General features: G+C 56.2%; 13 protein-coding genes. 3 read left to right on the top strand and 10 right to left on the bottom strand.

Going from position 1 to position 15,088, the window contains the following annotated elements; translation table 11 throughout:
- The first annotated feature begins 48 nt into the window (after window positions 1–48).
- Entirely contained in the window at window positions 49–4,272 is a 4,224-nt protein-coding gene (gene rpoC, locus AAEY27_RS20950; protein WP_342322702.1) for a DNA-directed RNA polymerase subunit beta', read from the top strand.
- Window positions 4,273–4,406: 134 nt separating this feature from the next.
- Here rpoC and AAEY27_RS20945 read toward each other — a convergent pair whose 3' ends face one another.
- The 10 genes from AAEY27_RS20945 to rsd all read right to left on the bottom strand — a co-directional run bounded on the left by AAEY27_RS20945 (window position 4,407) and on the right by rsd (window position 13,125).
- Window positions 4,407–4,724 (bottom strand): PTS lactose/cellobiose transporter subunit IIA, encoded by a 318-nt coding sequence (locus AAEY27_RS20945; RefSeq protein WP_342322701.1) that lies wholly within the window; start codon window positions 4,722–4,724, stop codon window positions 4,407–4,409.
- Between the two features lie 4 nt (window positions 4,725–4,728).
- Window positions 4,729–5,034, bottom strand: a complete 306-nt coding sequence (locus tag AAEY27_RS20940) for a PTS sugar transporter subunit IIB (RefSeq protein WP_020456060.1) — start codon at window positions 5,032–5,034, stop codon at window positions 4,729–4,731.
- A 130-nt stretch (window positions 5,035–5,164) separates the two neighbouring features.
- Complete coding sequence (locus AAEY27_RS20935) at window positions 5,165–6,709, bottom strand: sensor domain-containing diguanylate cyclase (protein ID WP_342322700.1); 1,545 nt, start codon at window positions 6,707–6,709, stop codon at window positions 5,165–5,167.
- Between the two features lie 206 nt (window positions 6,710–6,915).
- Window positions 6,916–8,070, bottom strand: a complete 1,155-nt coding sequence (gene thiH / locus AAEY27_RS20930) for a 2-iminoacetate synthase ThiH (protein WP_342322699.1) — start codon at window positions 8,068–8,070, stop codon at window positions 6,916–6,918.
- Window positions 8,067–8,837, bottom strand: coding sequence for a thiazole synthase (gene thiG / locus AAEY27_RS20925; protein ID WP_342322698.1), 771 nt, complete (start codon window positions 8,835–8,837; stop codon window positions 8,067–8,069). Before thiG ends, thiH begins: the two co-directional genes overlap by 4 nt.
- 1 nt (window position 8,838) lies before the next feature.
- A complete protein-coding gene (gene thiS / locus AAEY27_RS20920; protein ID WP_342322697.1) occupies window positions 8,839–9,039 on the bottom strand; it encodes a sulfur carrier protein ThiS in 201 nt (66 codons plus the stop codon).
- Window positions 9,020–9,778, bottom strand: a complete 759-nt coding sequence (locus AAEY27_RS20915; protein WP_342322696.1) for a HesA/MoeB/ThiF family protein — start codon at window positions 9,776–9,778, stop codon at window positions 9,020–9,022. Before AAEY27_RS20915 ends, thiS begins: the two co-directional genes overlap by 20 nt.
- On the bottom strand, window positions 9,771–10,406 hold the full coding sequence (gene thiE, locus AAEY27_RS20910; protein ID WP_342322695.1) for a thiamine phosphate synthase: 636 nt from the start codon (window positions 10,404–10,406) through the stop codon (window positions 9,771–9,773). Before thiE ends, AAEY27_RS20915 begins: the two co-directional genes overlap by 8 nt.
- Entirely contained in the window at window positions 10,406–12,301 is a 1,896-nt protein-coding gene (thiC, locus tag AAEY27_RS20905; protein ID WP_342322694.1) for a phosphomethylpyrimidine synthase ThiC, read from the bottom strand. Before thiC ends, thiE begins: the two co-directional genes overlap by 1 nt.
- A gap of 320 nt (window positions 12,302–12,621) precedes the next feature.
- Complete coding sequence (gene rsd, locus AAEY27_RS20900) at window positions 12,622–13,125, bottom strand: sigma D regulator (RefSeq protein WP_342322693.1); 504 nt, start codon at window positions 13,123–13,125, stop codon at window positions 12,622–12,624.
- Window positions 13,126–13,205: 80 nt separating this feature from the next.
- Here rsd and nudC point away from each other — a divergent pair, with 80 nt between their 5' ends.
- The gene (gene nudC, locus AAEY27_RS20895; protein ID WP_342322692.1) at window positions 13,206–13,979 is read left to right on the top strand and encodes an NAD(+) diphosphatase; all 774 of its coding nucleotides are present in this window, start codon (window positions 13,206–13,208) and stop codon (window positions 13,977–13,979) included.
- Window positions 13,980–14,018: 39 nt separating this feature from the next.
- On the top strand, window positions 14,019–15,083 hold the full coding sequence (hemE, locus tag AAEY27_RS20890; protein ID WP_342322691.1) for a uroporphyrinogen decarboxylase: 1,065 nt from the start codon (window positions 14,019–14,021) through the stop codon (window positions 15,081–15,083).
- Window positions 15,084–15,088: the final 5 nt, after the last annotated feature.

The following is a 15,088-nucleotide window of genomic DNA, read 5'->3' as shown; positions in this document are numbered from 1 at the left end:
GGGTAACTCCCGACACCAGATTGTGCTAACTCCGACGGGAGCAAATCCGTGAAAGACTTATTAAAGTTTCTGAAAGCGCAAACTAAAACCGAAGAGTTTGATGCGATCAAAATTGCTCTGGCTTCGCCAGACATGATCCGTTCATGGTCTTTTGGTGAAGTTAAAAAGCCGGAAACCATCAACTACCGTACGTTCAAACCTGAACGTGACGGCCTTTTCTGTGCGCGTATTTTCGGGCCAGTAAAAGACTACGAGTGCCTGTGCGGTAAGTACAAGCGCCTGAAACACCGCGGTGTGATTTGTGAGAAGTGCGGCGTTGAAGTGACCCAGACTAAAGTGCGTCGTGAGCGCATGGGCCACATCGAACTGGCATCTCCGACCGCGCACATTTGGTTCCTGAAATCTCTGCCGTCCCGTATCGGCCTGCTGCTGGATATGCCGCTGCGCGATATCGAACGTGTTCTGTACTTCGAATCCTATGTGGTTATCGAAGGCGGTATGACCAATCTGGAACGTAACCAGATCCTGACCGAAGAACAGTACCTGGACGCGCTGGAAGAGTTCGGTGATGAATTCGACGCGAAAATGGGCGCAGAAGCGATCCAGGCCCTGCTGAAAAGCATGGATCTGGACCAGGAATGCGAACAGCTGCGCGAAGAGCTGAACGAAACCAACTCCGAAACCAAACGTAAGAAGCTGACCAAGCGTATCAAACTGCTGGAAGCCTTCGTACAGTCTGGTAACAAACCGGAGTGGATGATCCTGACCGTTCTGCCAGTGCTGCCGCCGGACCTGCGTCCGCTGGTTCCGCTGGACGGTGGTCGTTTCGCAACGTCGGATCTGAACGATCTGTATCGTCGCGTGATCAACCGTAACAACCGTCTGAAACGCCTGCTGGACCTGGCGGCGCCGGACATCATCGTACGCAACGAAAAACGTATGCTGCAGGAAGCGGTTGACGCCCTGCTGGATAACGGCCGTCGCGGTCGTGCGATCACCGGTTCCAACAAACGTCCGCTGAAATCTTTGGCCGATATGATCAAAGGTAAACAGGGTCGTTTCCGTCAGAACCTGCTCGGTAAGCGTGTTGACTACTCCGGTCGTTCCGTCATCACCGTAGGTCCATACCTGCGTCTGCATCAGTGCGGCCTGCCGAAGAAAATGGCACTGGAACTGTTCAAACCGTTCATTTACGGCAAGCTGGAACTGCGTGGCCTCGCCACCACCATCAAAGCCGCGAAGAAAATGGTTGAGCGCGAAGAAGCTGTCGTTTGGGATATCCTGGACGAAGTTATCCGCGAACACCCGGTACTGCTGAACCGTGCACCAACCCTGCACCGTTTGGGTATCCAGGCGTTTGAACCGGTTCTGATCGAAGGTAAAGCAATCCAGCTGCACCCGCTGGTTTGTGCGGCCTATAACGCCGACTTCGATGGTGACCAGATGGCAGTTCACGTACCGCTGACGCTGGAAGCCCAGCTGGAAGCGCGTGCGTTGATGATGTCTACCAACAACATCCTGTCTCCGGCGAACGGCGAACCAATCATCGTTCCGTCTCAGGACGTGGTACTGGGTCTGTACTACATGACCCGTGACTGTGTTAACGCCAAAGGCGAAGGCATGGTGCTGACTGGCCCGAAAGAAGCTGAGCGTATTTATCGCGCTGGCCTGGCCTCTCTGCATGCGCGCGTTAAAGTGCGTATCACCGAATATGAAAAAGACGCTAACGGCGAGTTCGTAGCGAACACCAGCCTGAAAGACACGACCGTTGGCCGTGCCATTCTGTGGATGATCGTTCCGAAAGGTCTGCCTTTCTCCATCGTCAACCAGGCGCTGGGCAAGAAAGCAATCTCCAAAATGCTGAACACCTGTTACCGCATTCTGGGCCTGAAACCGACCGTTATCTTCGCGGACCAGACGATGTACACCGGCTTTGCTTATGCAGCGCGTTCAGGTGCATCCGTGGGTATTGATGACATGGTCATCCCGGAGAAGAAACACGAGATCATCAGCGAAGCGGAAGCTGAAGTTGCTGAGATTCAGGAGCAGTTCCAGTCTGGTCTGGTAACCGCTGGCGAACGCTATAACAAAGTTATCGATATTTGGGCCGCGGCGAACGATCGCGTATCCAAAGCGATGATGGACAACCTGCAAACTGAAACCGTTATTAACCGTGACGGCGTTGAAGAGCAGCAGGTTTCCTTTAACAGCATCTACATGATGGCCGACTCCGGTGCGCGTGGTTCCGCAGCCCAGATTCGTCAGCTTGCGGGTATGCGTGGTCTGATGGCGAAGCCGGATGGCTCCATCATCGAAACGCCGATCACCGCGAACTTCCGTGAAGGTCTGAACGTACTCCAGTACTTCATCTCCACGCACGGTGCGCGTAAAGGTCTGGCGGATACCGCACTGAAAACGGCGAACTCCGGTTACCTGACGCGTCGTCTGGTAGACGTGGCGCAGGATCTGGTTGTCACCGAAGACGATTGTGGCACCCTCGAAGGGATCACCATGACGCCGGTTATCGAAGGTGGCGATGTTAAAGAGCCGCTGCGCGATCGCGTTCTGGGTCGTGTGACTGCTGAAGACATTCTGAAGCCGGGCACCGCAGATATTCTGGTTCCGCGCAACACGCTGCTGCACGAACAGTGGTGTGACCTGCTGGAAGCGAACTCTGTTGACTCCGTCAAAGTGCGTTCCGTTGTATCTTGTGACACCGACTTTGGTGTGTGTGCCCACTGCTACGGTCGTGACCTGGCGCGTGGCCACATCATCAACAAAGGTGAAGCCATCGGCGTTATCGCGGCACAGTCCATCGGTGAACCGGGTACACAGCTGACGATGCGTACGTTCCACATCGGTGGTGCGGCATCTCGTGCGGCTGCTGAATCCAGCATCCAGGTGAAAAACAAAGGTAGCATCCGTCTGAGCAATGCGAAGTCGGTTGTTAACTCCAGCGGTAAACTGGTTGTCACCTCCCGTAACACTGAGCTGAAACTGATCGACGAATTCGGTCGTACCAAAGAAAGCTATAAAGTGCCTTACGGTGCGGTAATGGCGAAGGGTGATGGCGAGCAGGTTGCCGGCGGTGAAACCGTTGCAAACTGGGATCCGCACACCATGCCGGTTATCACTGAAGTGGCTGGTTTCATCCGCTTCACGGACATGATCGATGGTCAGACGATTACTCGTCAGACCGACGAACTGACCGGTCTGTCTTCGCTGGTGGTTCTGGACTCCGCAGAACGTACCGCGGGCGGTAAAGACCTGCGTCCGGCACTGAAAATCGTTGACGCCAATGGCAACGACGTACTGATCCCAGGCACCGATATGCCTGCACAGTACTTCCTGCCGGGTAAAGCGATTGTTCAGTTGGAAGATGGCGTTCAGATCAGCTCCGGTGACACCCTGGCGCGTATTCCGCAGGAATCCGGCGGTACCAAGGATATTACCGGTGGTCTGCCGCGCGTTGCGGACTTGTTCGAAGCACGTCGTCCGAAAGAGCCGGCAATCCTGGCTGAAATCAGCGGCATCATTTCCTTCGGTAAAGAAACCAAAGGGAAACGCCGTCTGGTGATCACGCCGGTTGACGGTAGCGATCCGTACGAAGAGATGATTCCGAAATGGCGTCAGCTCAACGTGTTTGAAGGTGAACGTGTAGAACGTGGTGACGTGGTTTCCGACGGTCCGGAAGCACCGCACGACATTCTGCGTCTTCGTGGCGTACACGCGGTAACGCGTTATATCACCAACGAAGTACAGGACGTTTACCGTCTGCAGGGCGTTAAGATCAACGATAAGCACATTGAAGTTATCGTTCGTCAGATGCTGCGTAAAGCCACCATCGCTAACGCAGGAAGTTCCGACTTCCTGGAAGGTGAGCAGGTTGAATACTCTCGCGTCAAGATCGCTAATCGCGACCTCGAAGCGAACGGCAAAATCGCTGCAACTTATGCACGCGATCTGCTGGGTATCACCAAAGCGTCTCTGGCAACCGAGTCCTTCATCTCCGCGGCATCGTTCCAGGAGACCACTCGTGTGCTTACCGAAGCAGCCGTCGCGGGCAAACGCGATGAACTGCGCGGCCTGAAAGAGAACGTGATCGTGGGTCGTCTGATCCCGGCCGGTACCGGTTACGCGTACCACCAGGATCGTATGCGCCGTCGCGCCGCTGGCGAACTGCCAGCAGCACCGCAGGTGACTGCGGAAGATGCGAGCGCAAGCCTGGCAGAACTGCTGAACGCAGGTCTGGGTGGCTCAGACAACGAGTAATCGTTTCTCGTTATAAAAAACCCGCTTCGGCGGGTTTTTTTTCGTCTGAAATCCGCAAAGCAGGACCTCGATTTATGGCACAAACAAAAATACCCGGCAAAGCGGGTATTTTGTCTGTCGCAGGAAAGAGCGTGTTAATCGCGGGGCGGTAAGCGGCGATAGATCTCAATCATGTCGCCAGCCAGATCCTGAATCACCATCGCGTTCATCAAGTGATCCTGCGAATGCACCGTGATTAAATTTACCGGCAGCTTGCCAGCTCCCTCATCCAGCCCGATCAGTTGGGTCTGAATTTTATGGGCAGCTTTGACGAATTCCCGCGATTCCTCCATCGCCTTTTCCGCATCGTCAAATTCGCCTTTTCGCGCCATCTGCAGTGCAGTTAACGCCGAACTCCGTGCTGCACCGGCGTTAACCAGTAATTCCATAATGATGGTTTCTAAATCTTCCACGCGCTCACTCCAGTAGCTTAAGGGCTTTTTCCAGTACGACATCACCTTTCATCATGCCGTAATCCATCATGTCGATCACCGCCACCTTTTTGCCCAGCGGTTCTGCCTGCGCTTGTAACTTCGCCTGCTCGTATTTCACTTGTGGCCCCAGCAACACGATATCCGCCGTTGCGATTTCATCTTTGAATTCCGCAACAGGAACCGCTTTGATGGTCACTTCAACGCCTTTTTTTTGCGCCGCGTCTTTCATGCGTTGTACCAACATGCTGGTGGACATACCTGCTGCACAGCATAAAACGATGTTTTTCATAGTCAGCCTCGGTGTTGATGGGATGAGTGATAATTATCTGGCTCCGCCGGCTTCAACAACCGCTTTACCGTGATTGTGTGTATGGCATCACAAAGAAAACCTGTACGAAATGAAACCGGTTACAACTTGGCTATGCATTGCTCCCTCCCGTGCTCGACACCTGTAAGATGCGGTTTTTGCCTTGTTGCTTCGCTCTGTACAGCGCTTCGTCGACGCTGGCGACCAACTGATTAAGCGGCTCCATATGCCATTCACCCAGCCCGGCGCTAAATGTCACCGCCAGCCCTTCTTCGCGCCAGGTGCGACTTTCTACCTTCATACGCCACTGCTCCAGCAGCGCCAATGCATCATCACTATGCGGCTGCGGAAAAATGACCGCGAACTCTTCGCCGCCGTAGCGGTAAAGCGAGATCCCCTGCGGTTGCAGCACCTGCATACCCTCACGCGCGACATTGCGCAGCACAATGTCGCCGTTCAGGTGACCCCAGGTATCGTTAATGGATTTGAAATTGTCGATATCCACCAGCGCAAGGGCAAACGGTTGGTGATCGTTCATCAGCGCGGCAATGTCGCCATCAAACGCGCGGCGGTTTTTACAGTTGGTCAAAGCATCAATAGTCGCTTGCCGCGCCCACGTCCGTTCGCGCTCTTTGTTGCTCTCGATGGCTTTGCTCAGCATGGCTTCCAGTTTTGGCGCGCGCTGCACATCGCCCGTTTTTATCGCATTGATGATATTCATCAGCACCGTGCGCGAGCTATGGCGTAAATAGAGGCCGAACAAAATAATCATCACCGCCGCGGTGCCAAACCCCCAACTGATCAGCATGCTCTGATGGTGGACGCGAGCGTCGAGCGTGCTGGCGGAGACTTTATAAATGACAAACCAGTCCGGATTGGTGAAGGAATAGTAGTAATACCAGCTCGCGCTTTTTTCGTCGTAGAGCGAATTCTCACCGCTGGTCATGGCCGAGATCAGCGAATGGCTGATATAGGGTTTGAACAATACGCCGGAGTCCGGGTGCAGCATCACCTTACCGTCGCGATCGACAATAAAGAATTCGCCCGGCATCGGGGCTTGCATGGTGCGCAGGCTAAAACCCATTGACGCCAGATCGAGGTGAAAAGCGAGTGTCCCCTTCAGCTTGCCATCTGGCGCAATCACCGGCTTGTAAATGCTTACTGTTGGGTTGTGGGTAAAGAAATCCGTGTAGCTGCGGGTGTAGTGGTTGAACATGCTGGCTTCCGCCTGATGCATAAACCACGGGCGCGAACTGGCATTAAAATTTTCATTGTTGCCGAGCACTTGCGGCGCGCGCAGATAATGGCCCTGCGAATCGGCGAGTGAAATCGACGAAACCGATGGCATCAATGCCAACAGTTGCATCAGGAGTTTTAACCCATTGTCCCGATCGCCGGAGACGGTGGCGTCTAACTGATCATCGTGGGCGAAGAACGCAGTGGCGCGATTAAGGACGTAGTCGTTTTCACGCAGGATGGACTGCGTGTAGTTCACCGCCATGTTATGGGCGAAGTTGTGGTTCATCCCGTGGTATTCCTCCAGCAACTCTTTGCGCTGACCTGCGGTGACCAGCACAGCAATCACGATAAAACTGAGGAAAATTCCGGCGAGACTGACCAGAATCGGTGTGGTAAACGAAAGTTTTCCGCTGCGCATTTTCTTGTCCTTGAACATGCAGAAGAGTGGCAGATAACAGTATAGGGCTTAGCGGCAAGATAGCGTACTTGTCAGGCGGTGGGCGGAGCGGAAGAGGGAAAAGCGCCCGCTCCGGTCAGTCGCTTAATCTGACTGCGCAACAGTGCAGGATCGGGTGCGGCGATGCCATCACCCGATTTTTGATTTACGTACTTCGCCGCAAGCTATTAACCGCTTATCACCGTGTTGCGGTTTTTTTGCGGCGCGCGTCCCAGCCAGCTATCCCAATCTTTCCAGACCGGCTGTAACCCGCGCGCCGAAAGCGCATCGGCGACCTCCTGCGGGCGGCGACCATCATGGGGGGAAAACTGCTCCAGCTCCGGGTGATTATCGGCATAACCGCCCGGCTGTGTTTTGGAAAACGCGCTGACGTGATTGATGGCCAGCGGGACGACATGATCGCGAAAGTGCGGCGATTCACGCGTCGACAGCGACAACTCCGCATCCGGCGCCAGCAGGCGAAACGCGCAAATGGTTTGCACCAGTTGGCGTTCATCCATCAGTGACGCGGGCGTAATTCCCCCGGCGCACGGCCGCAATCGCGGAAACGAGATGGAAAACCGGCTCTGCCAGTAATGTTGCTGTAGCCACAGCAGGTGCTCCGCCACCATATAACAGTCTACGCGCCAGCTATCAGACAGCCCCATCAACGCGCCCAGCCCGATCTTATCGATCCCCGCACGCCCCAGCCGCTCCGGGGTTTCCAGCCGCCAGAAAAAATCCTGCTTTTTGCCGCGCAGATGGTGCCGCGCATACTGGCCTTCGTGGTACGTCTCCTGATAGACCATCACGCCATCCAGCCCCAATGTTTTCAGCTCGGCGTACTCTTGCTGAGAAAGCGGCTGCACTTCCATCTGTAATGAGGCGAACTGGCGGCGAATATCCGGCAAATGGCGGCGAAAATAGTCCATTCCCACTTTGCCCTGATGTTCGCCAGTAACCAGCAGTAAATGCTCAAACCCCAGTTCACGTAGCGCCGCGCACTCGCGGGCGATTTCGTGCTCATCCAGCGTTTTGCGCTTCAAATGATTGCTCATTGAGAAGCCACAGTACGTGCAGTCGTTGGCGCAAAGATTGGAAAGGTACAGCGGCACGTAAAAACTCACCGTGTTGCCAAAGCGCTGGCGGGTCAGCCGCTGCGCCTTTTGTGCCAGCGGTTCAAGAAAATCACTGGCCGCAGGCGAAAGCAGCGCCATCATATCGTCGCGCGTGGGCTGGCGGGCGCTGAGGGCGCGTTCAACATCTGTTGCAGTTTTACTGTGGATGCGCAAGCGGATGTCATCCCAGTCCAGTTGCCGCCAGCGGTCGCTAAACGTGTTCATTGTGTGGCCTCCAGAAAACCAGTCAGCGGGCTGGTGGCGGTGGCATAGCGCTGGCGCGCGCCCGGTACGGCTTCGCGGGCTAACTCGCCAGCTTCTACTGCCAGACGAAACGCGCGCGCCATGCGGATCGGGTCGTCAGCCACGGCGATGGCGGTATTCACCAACACGGCATCTGCGCCCATTTCCAGCGCCTGCGCGGCGTGGCTTGGTGCGCCGATTCCGGCATCCACCACCACCGGAACACAGGCCTGCTCAATGATAATCTCCAGCATGGTGCGGGTTTCCAGCCCCTGGTTGGAACCAATGGGCGCGCCGAGTGGCATCACCGCCGCGCAGCCGACCTCTTCCAGCCGCTTGCACAGCACCGGATCGGCGCCGCAATAAGGCAGCACGACAAAGCCCATCTGCACCAGCTTTTCTGCGGCGCGCAGTGTTTCGATGGGATCGGGCAGCAGCCAGCGGGCGTCGGGATGGATTTCCAGCTTAAGCCAATGCGTCCCCAGCGCTTCGCGCGCCAGTTCTGCGGCAAAAATGGCCTCTTCCGCGTTTTTCGCCCCGGAGGTGTTTGGCAGCAACGTCACTCCCGCGTCGAGCAGGGGTTGTAAGATGCCGTCGTTGCGCTGACGCAAATCAACGCGTTTCATGGCCAGCGTCACCAGTTCGCTGCCCGAGGTACGAACAGCGTCCACCATCAGTTGTGGTGTGGCGAATTTACCGGTGCCGGTGAACAGCCGTGACGAAAATGTTTTTTCTGCAATACGTAGCATCTCAACCCCCTGCGATGACCTGAAACAGCAGGATGCGATCGCCGTCCTGCACCAGTTGTTCTTCCCAGCGCTCGCGCGGCAGGATCTGTTCATTCAACGCCAGCGCGACGCCAGGTTTTAACTGATTAAGCTGGCTTAGCAGCGTGGCGACCGGCATCTCTGCCGCGCAATGCATTGGTTCATCATTGAAGCGTATCTGCATGCTGCCCCCCACAGACCGGGCAGCCAATGGCGCGGTTCAACGCCAGCGTGCGCCAGAGATGAGTGCGGGCATCAAACAGCCGCAATTCGCCGGAAATCGCCTGCATGCCGCTCAATAATTTGATGGCTTCGAGCGCTTGCATCGCGCCCATAATGCCGACCACCGGGCCGACAATGCCTGCCGTGCGGCAGTTGCGCTCTGGTTCGCTTTCGTCCGGCCACAAACAGCGGTAACAGCCGTGTTGCCAGGGCGGCGTCAGCACCATCAACTGGCCGCCAAAACCCACCGCACTGGCGGTGATAAGCGGCGTATTCAGTGCGACGCAGGCGGCGTTAATCGCCTGGCGTGTCAGCATGTTGTCACTGCAATCAAGCACCACGTCAGCGTTGGCGACTTGTTCGTGCAGCGCTTTGCCGCTGAGCCGCTGTTGCAAGGTGATCAGTTCGATTTCGGGGTTCAGCGCATGCAACCGCTGCGCCGTAACAGCGGTTTTTGGCTGGTTGATGTCGTCGGTGGTAAACAGAATTTGGCGTTGCAGGTTGCTGAGGTGTACGGCGTCATCATCCGCTAACGCCAGCGTGCCGACGCCCGCACCGGCAAGATAGACCGCCGCCGGTGCGCCAAGCCCGCCGAGACCGACAATCAATACCCGGCTGGCGAGCAGTTTTTGCTGCCCGGCAATGGCGATATCCTCCAGCAAAATCTGGCGGCTATAGCGCATAAAATCATTATCATTCATCGCCCACCCCCGCCAATTCCAGTAACTGGCGGGTGGCCTGGTGCCAGTCATCCGCCTGGGTGATGGCGCTGACCACCGCAATGCTGCCAACGCCGGTGGCGAGCACCTCCGGCGCGCGCGCCAGGCTAATGCCGCCGATAGCGACCGTCGGGTAATCGCCCAACCGTTCGATATAGCGAGCCAGTTGCGCCAGCCCCTGCGGGGCGGACGGCATCTGTTTGGTTTGCGTCGGAAACACATGACCCAGCGCGATGTAAGATGGGCGCGCCGCCAGCGCGATGTCGATTTCCATATCGTCATGGGTCGACACGCCGAGGCGTAACCCGGCCTTGCGGATTGCGTTCAAGTCGGTGGTTTCCAGATCTTCCTGACCAAGATGCACGCCGTAGGCCTGGTGCTTAACCGCCAGTTGCCAGTAATCGTTGATAAACAGCCGTGCGTTGTAGCGTCGACCGAGCGCAATGGCGGTAACCACCTCGTCTTCGACCTGATCGTCGCGTTGGTCTTTGATGCGTAGTTGCAGCGTGCGCACGCCCGCATCCAGCAGACGCGCAATCCACTCAACGCTATCAACGACCGGGTAAAGCCCCAGACGAAAGGGCACCGGAGGGAAATCAGGCTGATACATCAGGCTTCCTCCTTTTTGAGGTAGATTTCGCCGCCGCGTGCGCGGAAGTCGTTGGACTTATCCGCCATGCCGACTTCAATGGCCTGCGCCGTCGCGTAATCGCGCACTTCCTGGGAGATTTTCATTGAGCAGAATTTCGGCCCGCACATCGAGCAGAAGTGCGCCACTTTGCCGGACTCTTGCGGCAGGGTTTCATCGTGATAGGCGCGTGCGGTGAAGGGATCGAGCGCGAGGTTGAACTGGTCTTCCCAGCGGAACTCAAAACGCGCTTTCGACATGGCGTTATCGCGGATTTGCGCGCCAGGGTGGCCTTTCGCCAGGTCGGCGGCGTGGGCGGCGATTTTGTAGGTGATCAATCCCTGCTTCACGTCCTCTTTGTTCGGCAGGCCTAAGTGTTCTTTTGGCGTGACGTAACAGAGCATTGCGCAGCCGAACCAGCCGATCATTGCCGCGCCAATCCCGGAGGTGAAGTGGTCGTAGCCCGGCGCGATATCGGTGGTCAACGGTCCTAAGGTGTAAAACGGTGCTTCGTGGCAATGGTCCAACTCTTCGGTCATATTGCGGCGGATCATCTGCATCGGCACATGGCCGGGGCCTTCGATCATCACCTGCACGTCGTACTCCCAGGCGATTTTGGTCAGCTCGCCCAAGGTGTGCAGTTCGGCGAATTGCGCTTCATCATTGGCATCCTGAATGGAACCGGGGCGCAAGCCGTCGCCGAGCGAGAGCGAAACATCGTACGCGGCGCAGATTTCGCAGATTTCGCGGAAGTGGGTGTAGAGGAAGTTTTCCTGATGATGTGAAAGGCACCATTTCGCCATGATCGAGCCCCCGCGCGAGACAATGCCGGTCAGGCGTTGGGCGGTCATCGGCACGTAGCGCAGCAGCACGCCCGCGTGGATGGTGAAATAGTCCACGCCTTGCTCGGCTTGTTCAAGCAACGTGTCGCGAAACGCCTGCCAGGTAAGATCTTCGGCGATCCCGTTCACTTTCTCCAACGCCTGGTAGATCGGTACCGTGCCGATCGGTACCGGGCTGTTACGCAGGATCCATTCGCGGGTTTCATGAATATAGCGCCCGGTGGATAAATCCATCACCGTGTCCGCGCCCCAACGGGTCGACCACACCAGCTTTTCCACCTCTTCTTCAATGGAAGACGTCACGGCGGAGTTGCCGATATTGGCGTTCACTTTCACCAGGAAGTTACGGCCGATAATCATCGGTTCCGACTCTGGGTGGTTGATGTTGGCCGGGATAATCGCGCGACCGGCGGCCACTTCATCACGCACAAATTCTGGTGTGATATTTTCCGGCAGGCGTGCGCCAAACCCTTCGCCCGGATGCTGCCTGCGCAGCACTTCGCTGCGGATGCGCTCGCGGCCCATATTTTCGCGGATGGCGATAAATTCCATCTCCGGCGTCACAACTCCCTGGCGGGCATAGTGCAATTGTGTCACGCACTGGCCTGCTCTGGCGCGACGCGGTGTCAGTAAGCCGCTAAAACGTAACTCGTCGAGGCCGTCATCCGCCAGGCGTTCATTGGTGTAGGCGGAACTGCGCTTTTCAAGAGTTTCGCTGTCATCGCGGGCGGCAATCCATGGCGCGCGCAGCTTCGCCAACCCTTGTTGCACATCAATGGCAATCGCCGGATCGCCGTACGGGCCGGAGGTGTCATACACCGGCACCGCTTCATTTTGTTCATATTGCGGTTGCGCTTTGCTGCCGCCGAGCAGCGTCGGGCTGAGCTGGATTTCGCGCATCGGAATGCGGATATCAGGTTGCGAACCGGTGATGTAAATCCGGTGAGAGTTGGGGAAAGCGGTGCCTTCCAGCGTGTCGATGAAGTGTTGCGCCTGGGCGCGTTGTTCACGGCGTGTCAGTTTAGTTGTAGACATAGCTCATTCCAGAATTAGAGGAGATGGCTTGTCAGACGACGGATGGAGTAATGGCAGCAAACCGCCCGTGAGGGTGGTTGATGTGAATGGATTACTCTTGTTCCCTTCGCAGGTATTAACCTGATCAGGTTCCGCGGATCCCGAATTAACGGTCTCAGCCTTTTTACACTTCCTCTTTCACGTGGCTGCATCTGCTCCCCCCTAGAGGTTCATAGACACAGCGCGAAAGCTTTTGTGTAAAACAGTGGCACTCCGACAAGAAAAAACCCCGCCCATAAGCGGGGGACTGCTTTTTAAACTACGCGCTAATGTTTAAGAACTCAAGCCGGGCGGGCCATCCCACTTTCGTCATTAGCACTTTCATGAAGGTTGTTATCAAACGCCAGCACGATCAGTTTGTCTTCGAGCGTAAACCGCGCGGCCAGCGCTTCGCCAATGCCAGAGAGCGCTTGCTGGAACTCCAGACAGTTGTCGTCATCGATGGCATTTTCCAGGCTCGAATCATAATATTTCATGATTTCCAGGGTATTGGCTTCCAGTTGCGGATAGAGCTGAGTTGCGGCTAAAAGAGGGCTGGCGCCTTCCATTTCGCTGATGATGCGTTCATAAATATTGAAATGACCCGCGGAAAGATATTCAACCAGGTTATGACAAAAATCGTCCAGCGCTTTTTCGTTAAGCTGCACAAACGATCCTTTGCCAGGCTTTATGCCAACCAGATTGTAGTAAGAAACGAGAAGTTGCTTACGCACATCTAACCAGTGATCGACAAGTTTGTTACTTCCACCAACGCGCTCTGTCAGGCTTTCTAGCTGGTTCAGCATAAATGGCTCCGCAAAAATGTAAGTGTGAAAACGATGTAATAATAATATTAACAACATGCCAGTGAAGCTAAGGTAGTGCAATGGTCCGTCTTATAGAAGCAAGCGATCAGGGCTGGTGGATCGTCAGCCATGAACAAAAATTATGGTTGCCCGCAGGAGAATTACCACATGGCAAGGCAGGAAATTTCGATCTTGTGGGGCAAAGCGCACTGCACATTGGCGAGTGGCAGGGCGAAGCGGTCTGGATGATCCGCCAGAATCGTCGCCAGGAGATGGGATCGGTTCGCCAGCTTATCGATCAGGATGTCGGCCTGTTCCAGTTAGCCGGGCGCGGCGTGCAACTGGCGGAGTTTTACCGTTCGCACCAGTTTTGCGGTTATTGCGGGCATACCATGCACCCCAGTAAAACCGAATGGGCGATGCTCTGCGATCACTGCCGCGAACGTTACTATCCGCAAATCGCGCCCTGCATCATTGTGGCGATCCGCCGGGACGACAGCATTTTGCTGGCCCAGCACACACGTCACCGTAACGGCGTTTACACCGTGCTCGCCGGGTTTGTTGAAGTCGGCGAAACCCTGGAGCAGGCGGTCGCGCGTGAAGTCATGGAAGAGAGTGGTATCACAATCAAGAATTTGCGTTATGTCACTTCTCAGCCGTGGCCTTTCCCGCAATCGCTGATGACGGCGTTTATGGCGGAATACGACAGCGGCGAGATTCACATAGATCCGAAAGAGCTGCTGGATGCGGGTTGGTATCGTTATGACAACCTGCCGCTGTTACCTTCGCCGGGCACCGTGGCGCGTCGCTTGATCGAAGACACGGTGGCGATGTGTCGGGCAGACGATGAATAAGGTGTATATACTGGCGCCCTGACGCTTAAGGAACTGACAATGACCGACTTGAAAAACGATCGTTACCTGCGCGCGCTTCAGCGCCAGCCAGTAGATATGACGCCGGTATGGATGATGCGCCAGGCGGGCCGCTATTTGCCGGAATACAAGGCGACTCGCGCGCAAGCGGGTGATTTTATGTCGCTGTGCAGAAATGCGGAACTGGCCTGCGAAGTGACGTTACAACCGCTGCGCCGCTATAAGCTCGATGCGGCGATCCTTTTCTCGGATATCCTCACCGTGCCAGACGCGATGGGGCTTGGCCTCTATTTTGAAGCCGGTGAAGGGCCGCGTTTTACCTCGCCAATCACCTGCAAGGCGGATGTCGATAAGCTGCCCATCCCCGACCCGGAAGATGAACTGGGTTATGTGATGAACGCCGTGCGCACCATTCGCCGCGAGCTGAAAGGCGACGTGCCGTTGATCGGTTTTTCGGGAAGCCCGTGGACGCTGGCGACTTATATGGTCGAAGGCGGCAGCAGCAAAGCTTTTACCGTTATCAAAAAAATGATGTACGCCGAGCCGCTCACGCTGCATGCGCTGCTCGATAAGCTGGCGCAAAGTGTCACGTTGTACCTCAACGCGCAGATCCGCGCGGGTGCGCAATCCGTGATGATTTTCGACACCTGGGGCGGCGTGCTGACCGGGCGCGATTATCAACAGTTCTCGCTCTACTACATGCATAAAATCGTCGATGGCCTGCTGCGTGAAAACGACGGCCGCCGTGTGCCGGTCACGCTGTTCACCAAAGGCGGTGGGCAGTGGCTGGAAGCGATGGCGGCCACTGGCTGCGACGCGCTGGGCCTCGACTGGACAACGGATATTGCCGATGCGCGCCGCCGCGTGGGCGATAAAGTGGCGTTGCAGGGCAACATGGATCCCTCCATGCTTTATGCCGCACCCGCTCGCATTGAAGAAGAAGTGGCGACAATTTTGGCTGGCTTTGGCAAAGGCGAAGGCCACGTGTTTAATCTCGGTCACGGCATCCATCAGGATGTTCCGCCGGAACATGCAGGCGTGTTTGCCGAGGCGGTGCACCGTCTATCGGCCTCCTGGCACCAGTAAGGAGA

This window comes from Kosakonia sp. BYX6, from assembly GCF_038449125.1.
GTDB lineage: Bacteria > Pseudomonadota > Gammaproteobacteria > Enterobacterales > Enterobacteriaceae > Kosakonia > Kosakonia calanthes.
The sequence above is the reverse complement of the archived record's forward strand: the minus strand, read 5'-3'. Positions and strand labels throughout refer to the sequence as shown.

Excerpts from the sequence above, each read along its gene's own strand:
- AAEY27_RS20940 (WP_020456060.1), bottom strand. The coding sequence starts at position 5,034 with ATGAAAAACATCGTTTTATGCTGTGCAGCAGGTATGTCCACCAGCATG.
- AAEY27_RS20935 (WP_342322700.1), bottom strand. The coding sequence starts at position 6,709 with ATGCGCAGCGGAAAACTTTCGTTTACCACACCGATTCTGGTCAGTCTC.
- thiH (WP_342322699.1), bottom strand. The coding sequence starts at position 8,070 with ATGAACACGTTTAGCGACCGCTGGCGGCAACTGGACTGGGATGACATC.
- thiG (WP_342322698.1), bottom strand. The coding sequence starts at position 8,837 with ATGCTACGTATTGCAGAAAAAACATTTTCGTCACGGCTGTTCACCGGC.
- thiS (WP_342322697.1), bottom strand. The coding sequence starts at position 9,039 with ATGCAGATACGCTTCAATGATGAACCAATGCATTGCGCGGCAGAGATG.
- AAEY27_RS20915 (WP_342322696.1), bottom strand. The coding sequence starts at position 9,778 with ATGAATGATAATGATTTTATGCGCTATAGCCGCCAGATTTTGCTGGAG.
- thiE (WP_342322695.1), bottom strand. The coding sequence starts at position 10,406 with ATGTATCAGCCTGATTTCCCTCCGGTGCCCTTTCGTCTGGGGCTTTAC.
- thiC (WP_342322694.1), bottom strand. The coding sequence starts at position 12,301 with ATGTCTACAACTAAACTGACACGCCGTGAACAACGCGCCCAGGCGCAA.
- rsd (WP_342322693.1), bottom strand. The coding sequence starts at position 13,125 with ATGCTGAACCAGCTAGAAAGCCTGACAGAGCGCGTTGGTGGAAGTAAC.
- nudC (WP_342322692.1), top strand. The coding sequence starts at position 13,206 with ATGGTCCGTCTTATAGAAGCAAGCGATCAGGGCTGGTGGATCGTCAGC.
- hemE (WP_342322691.1), top strand. The coding sequence starts at position 14,019 with ATGACCGACTTGAAAAACGATCGTTACCTGCGCGCGCTTCAGCGCCAG.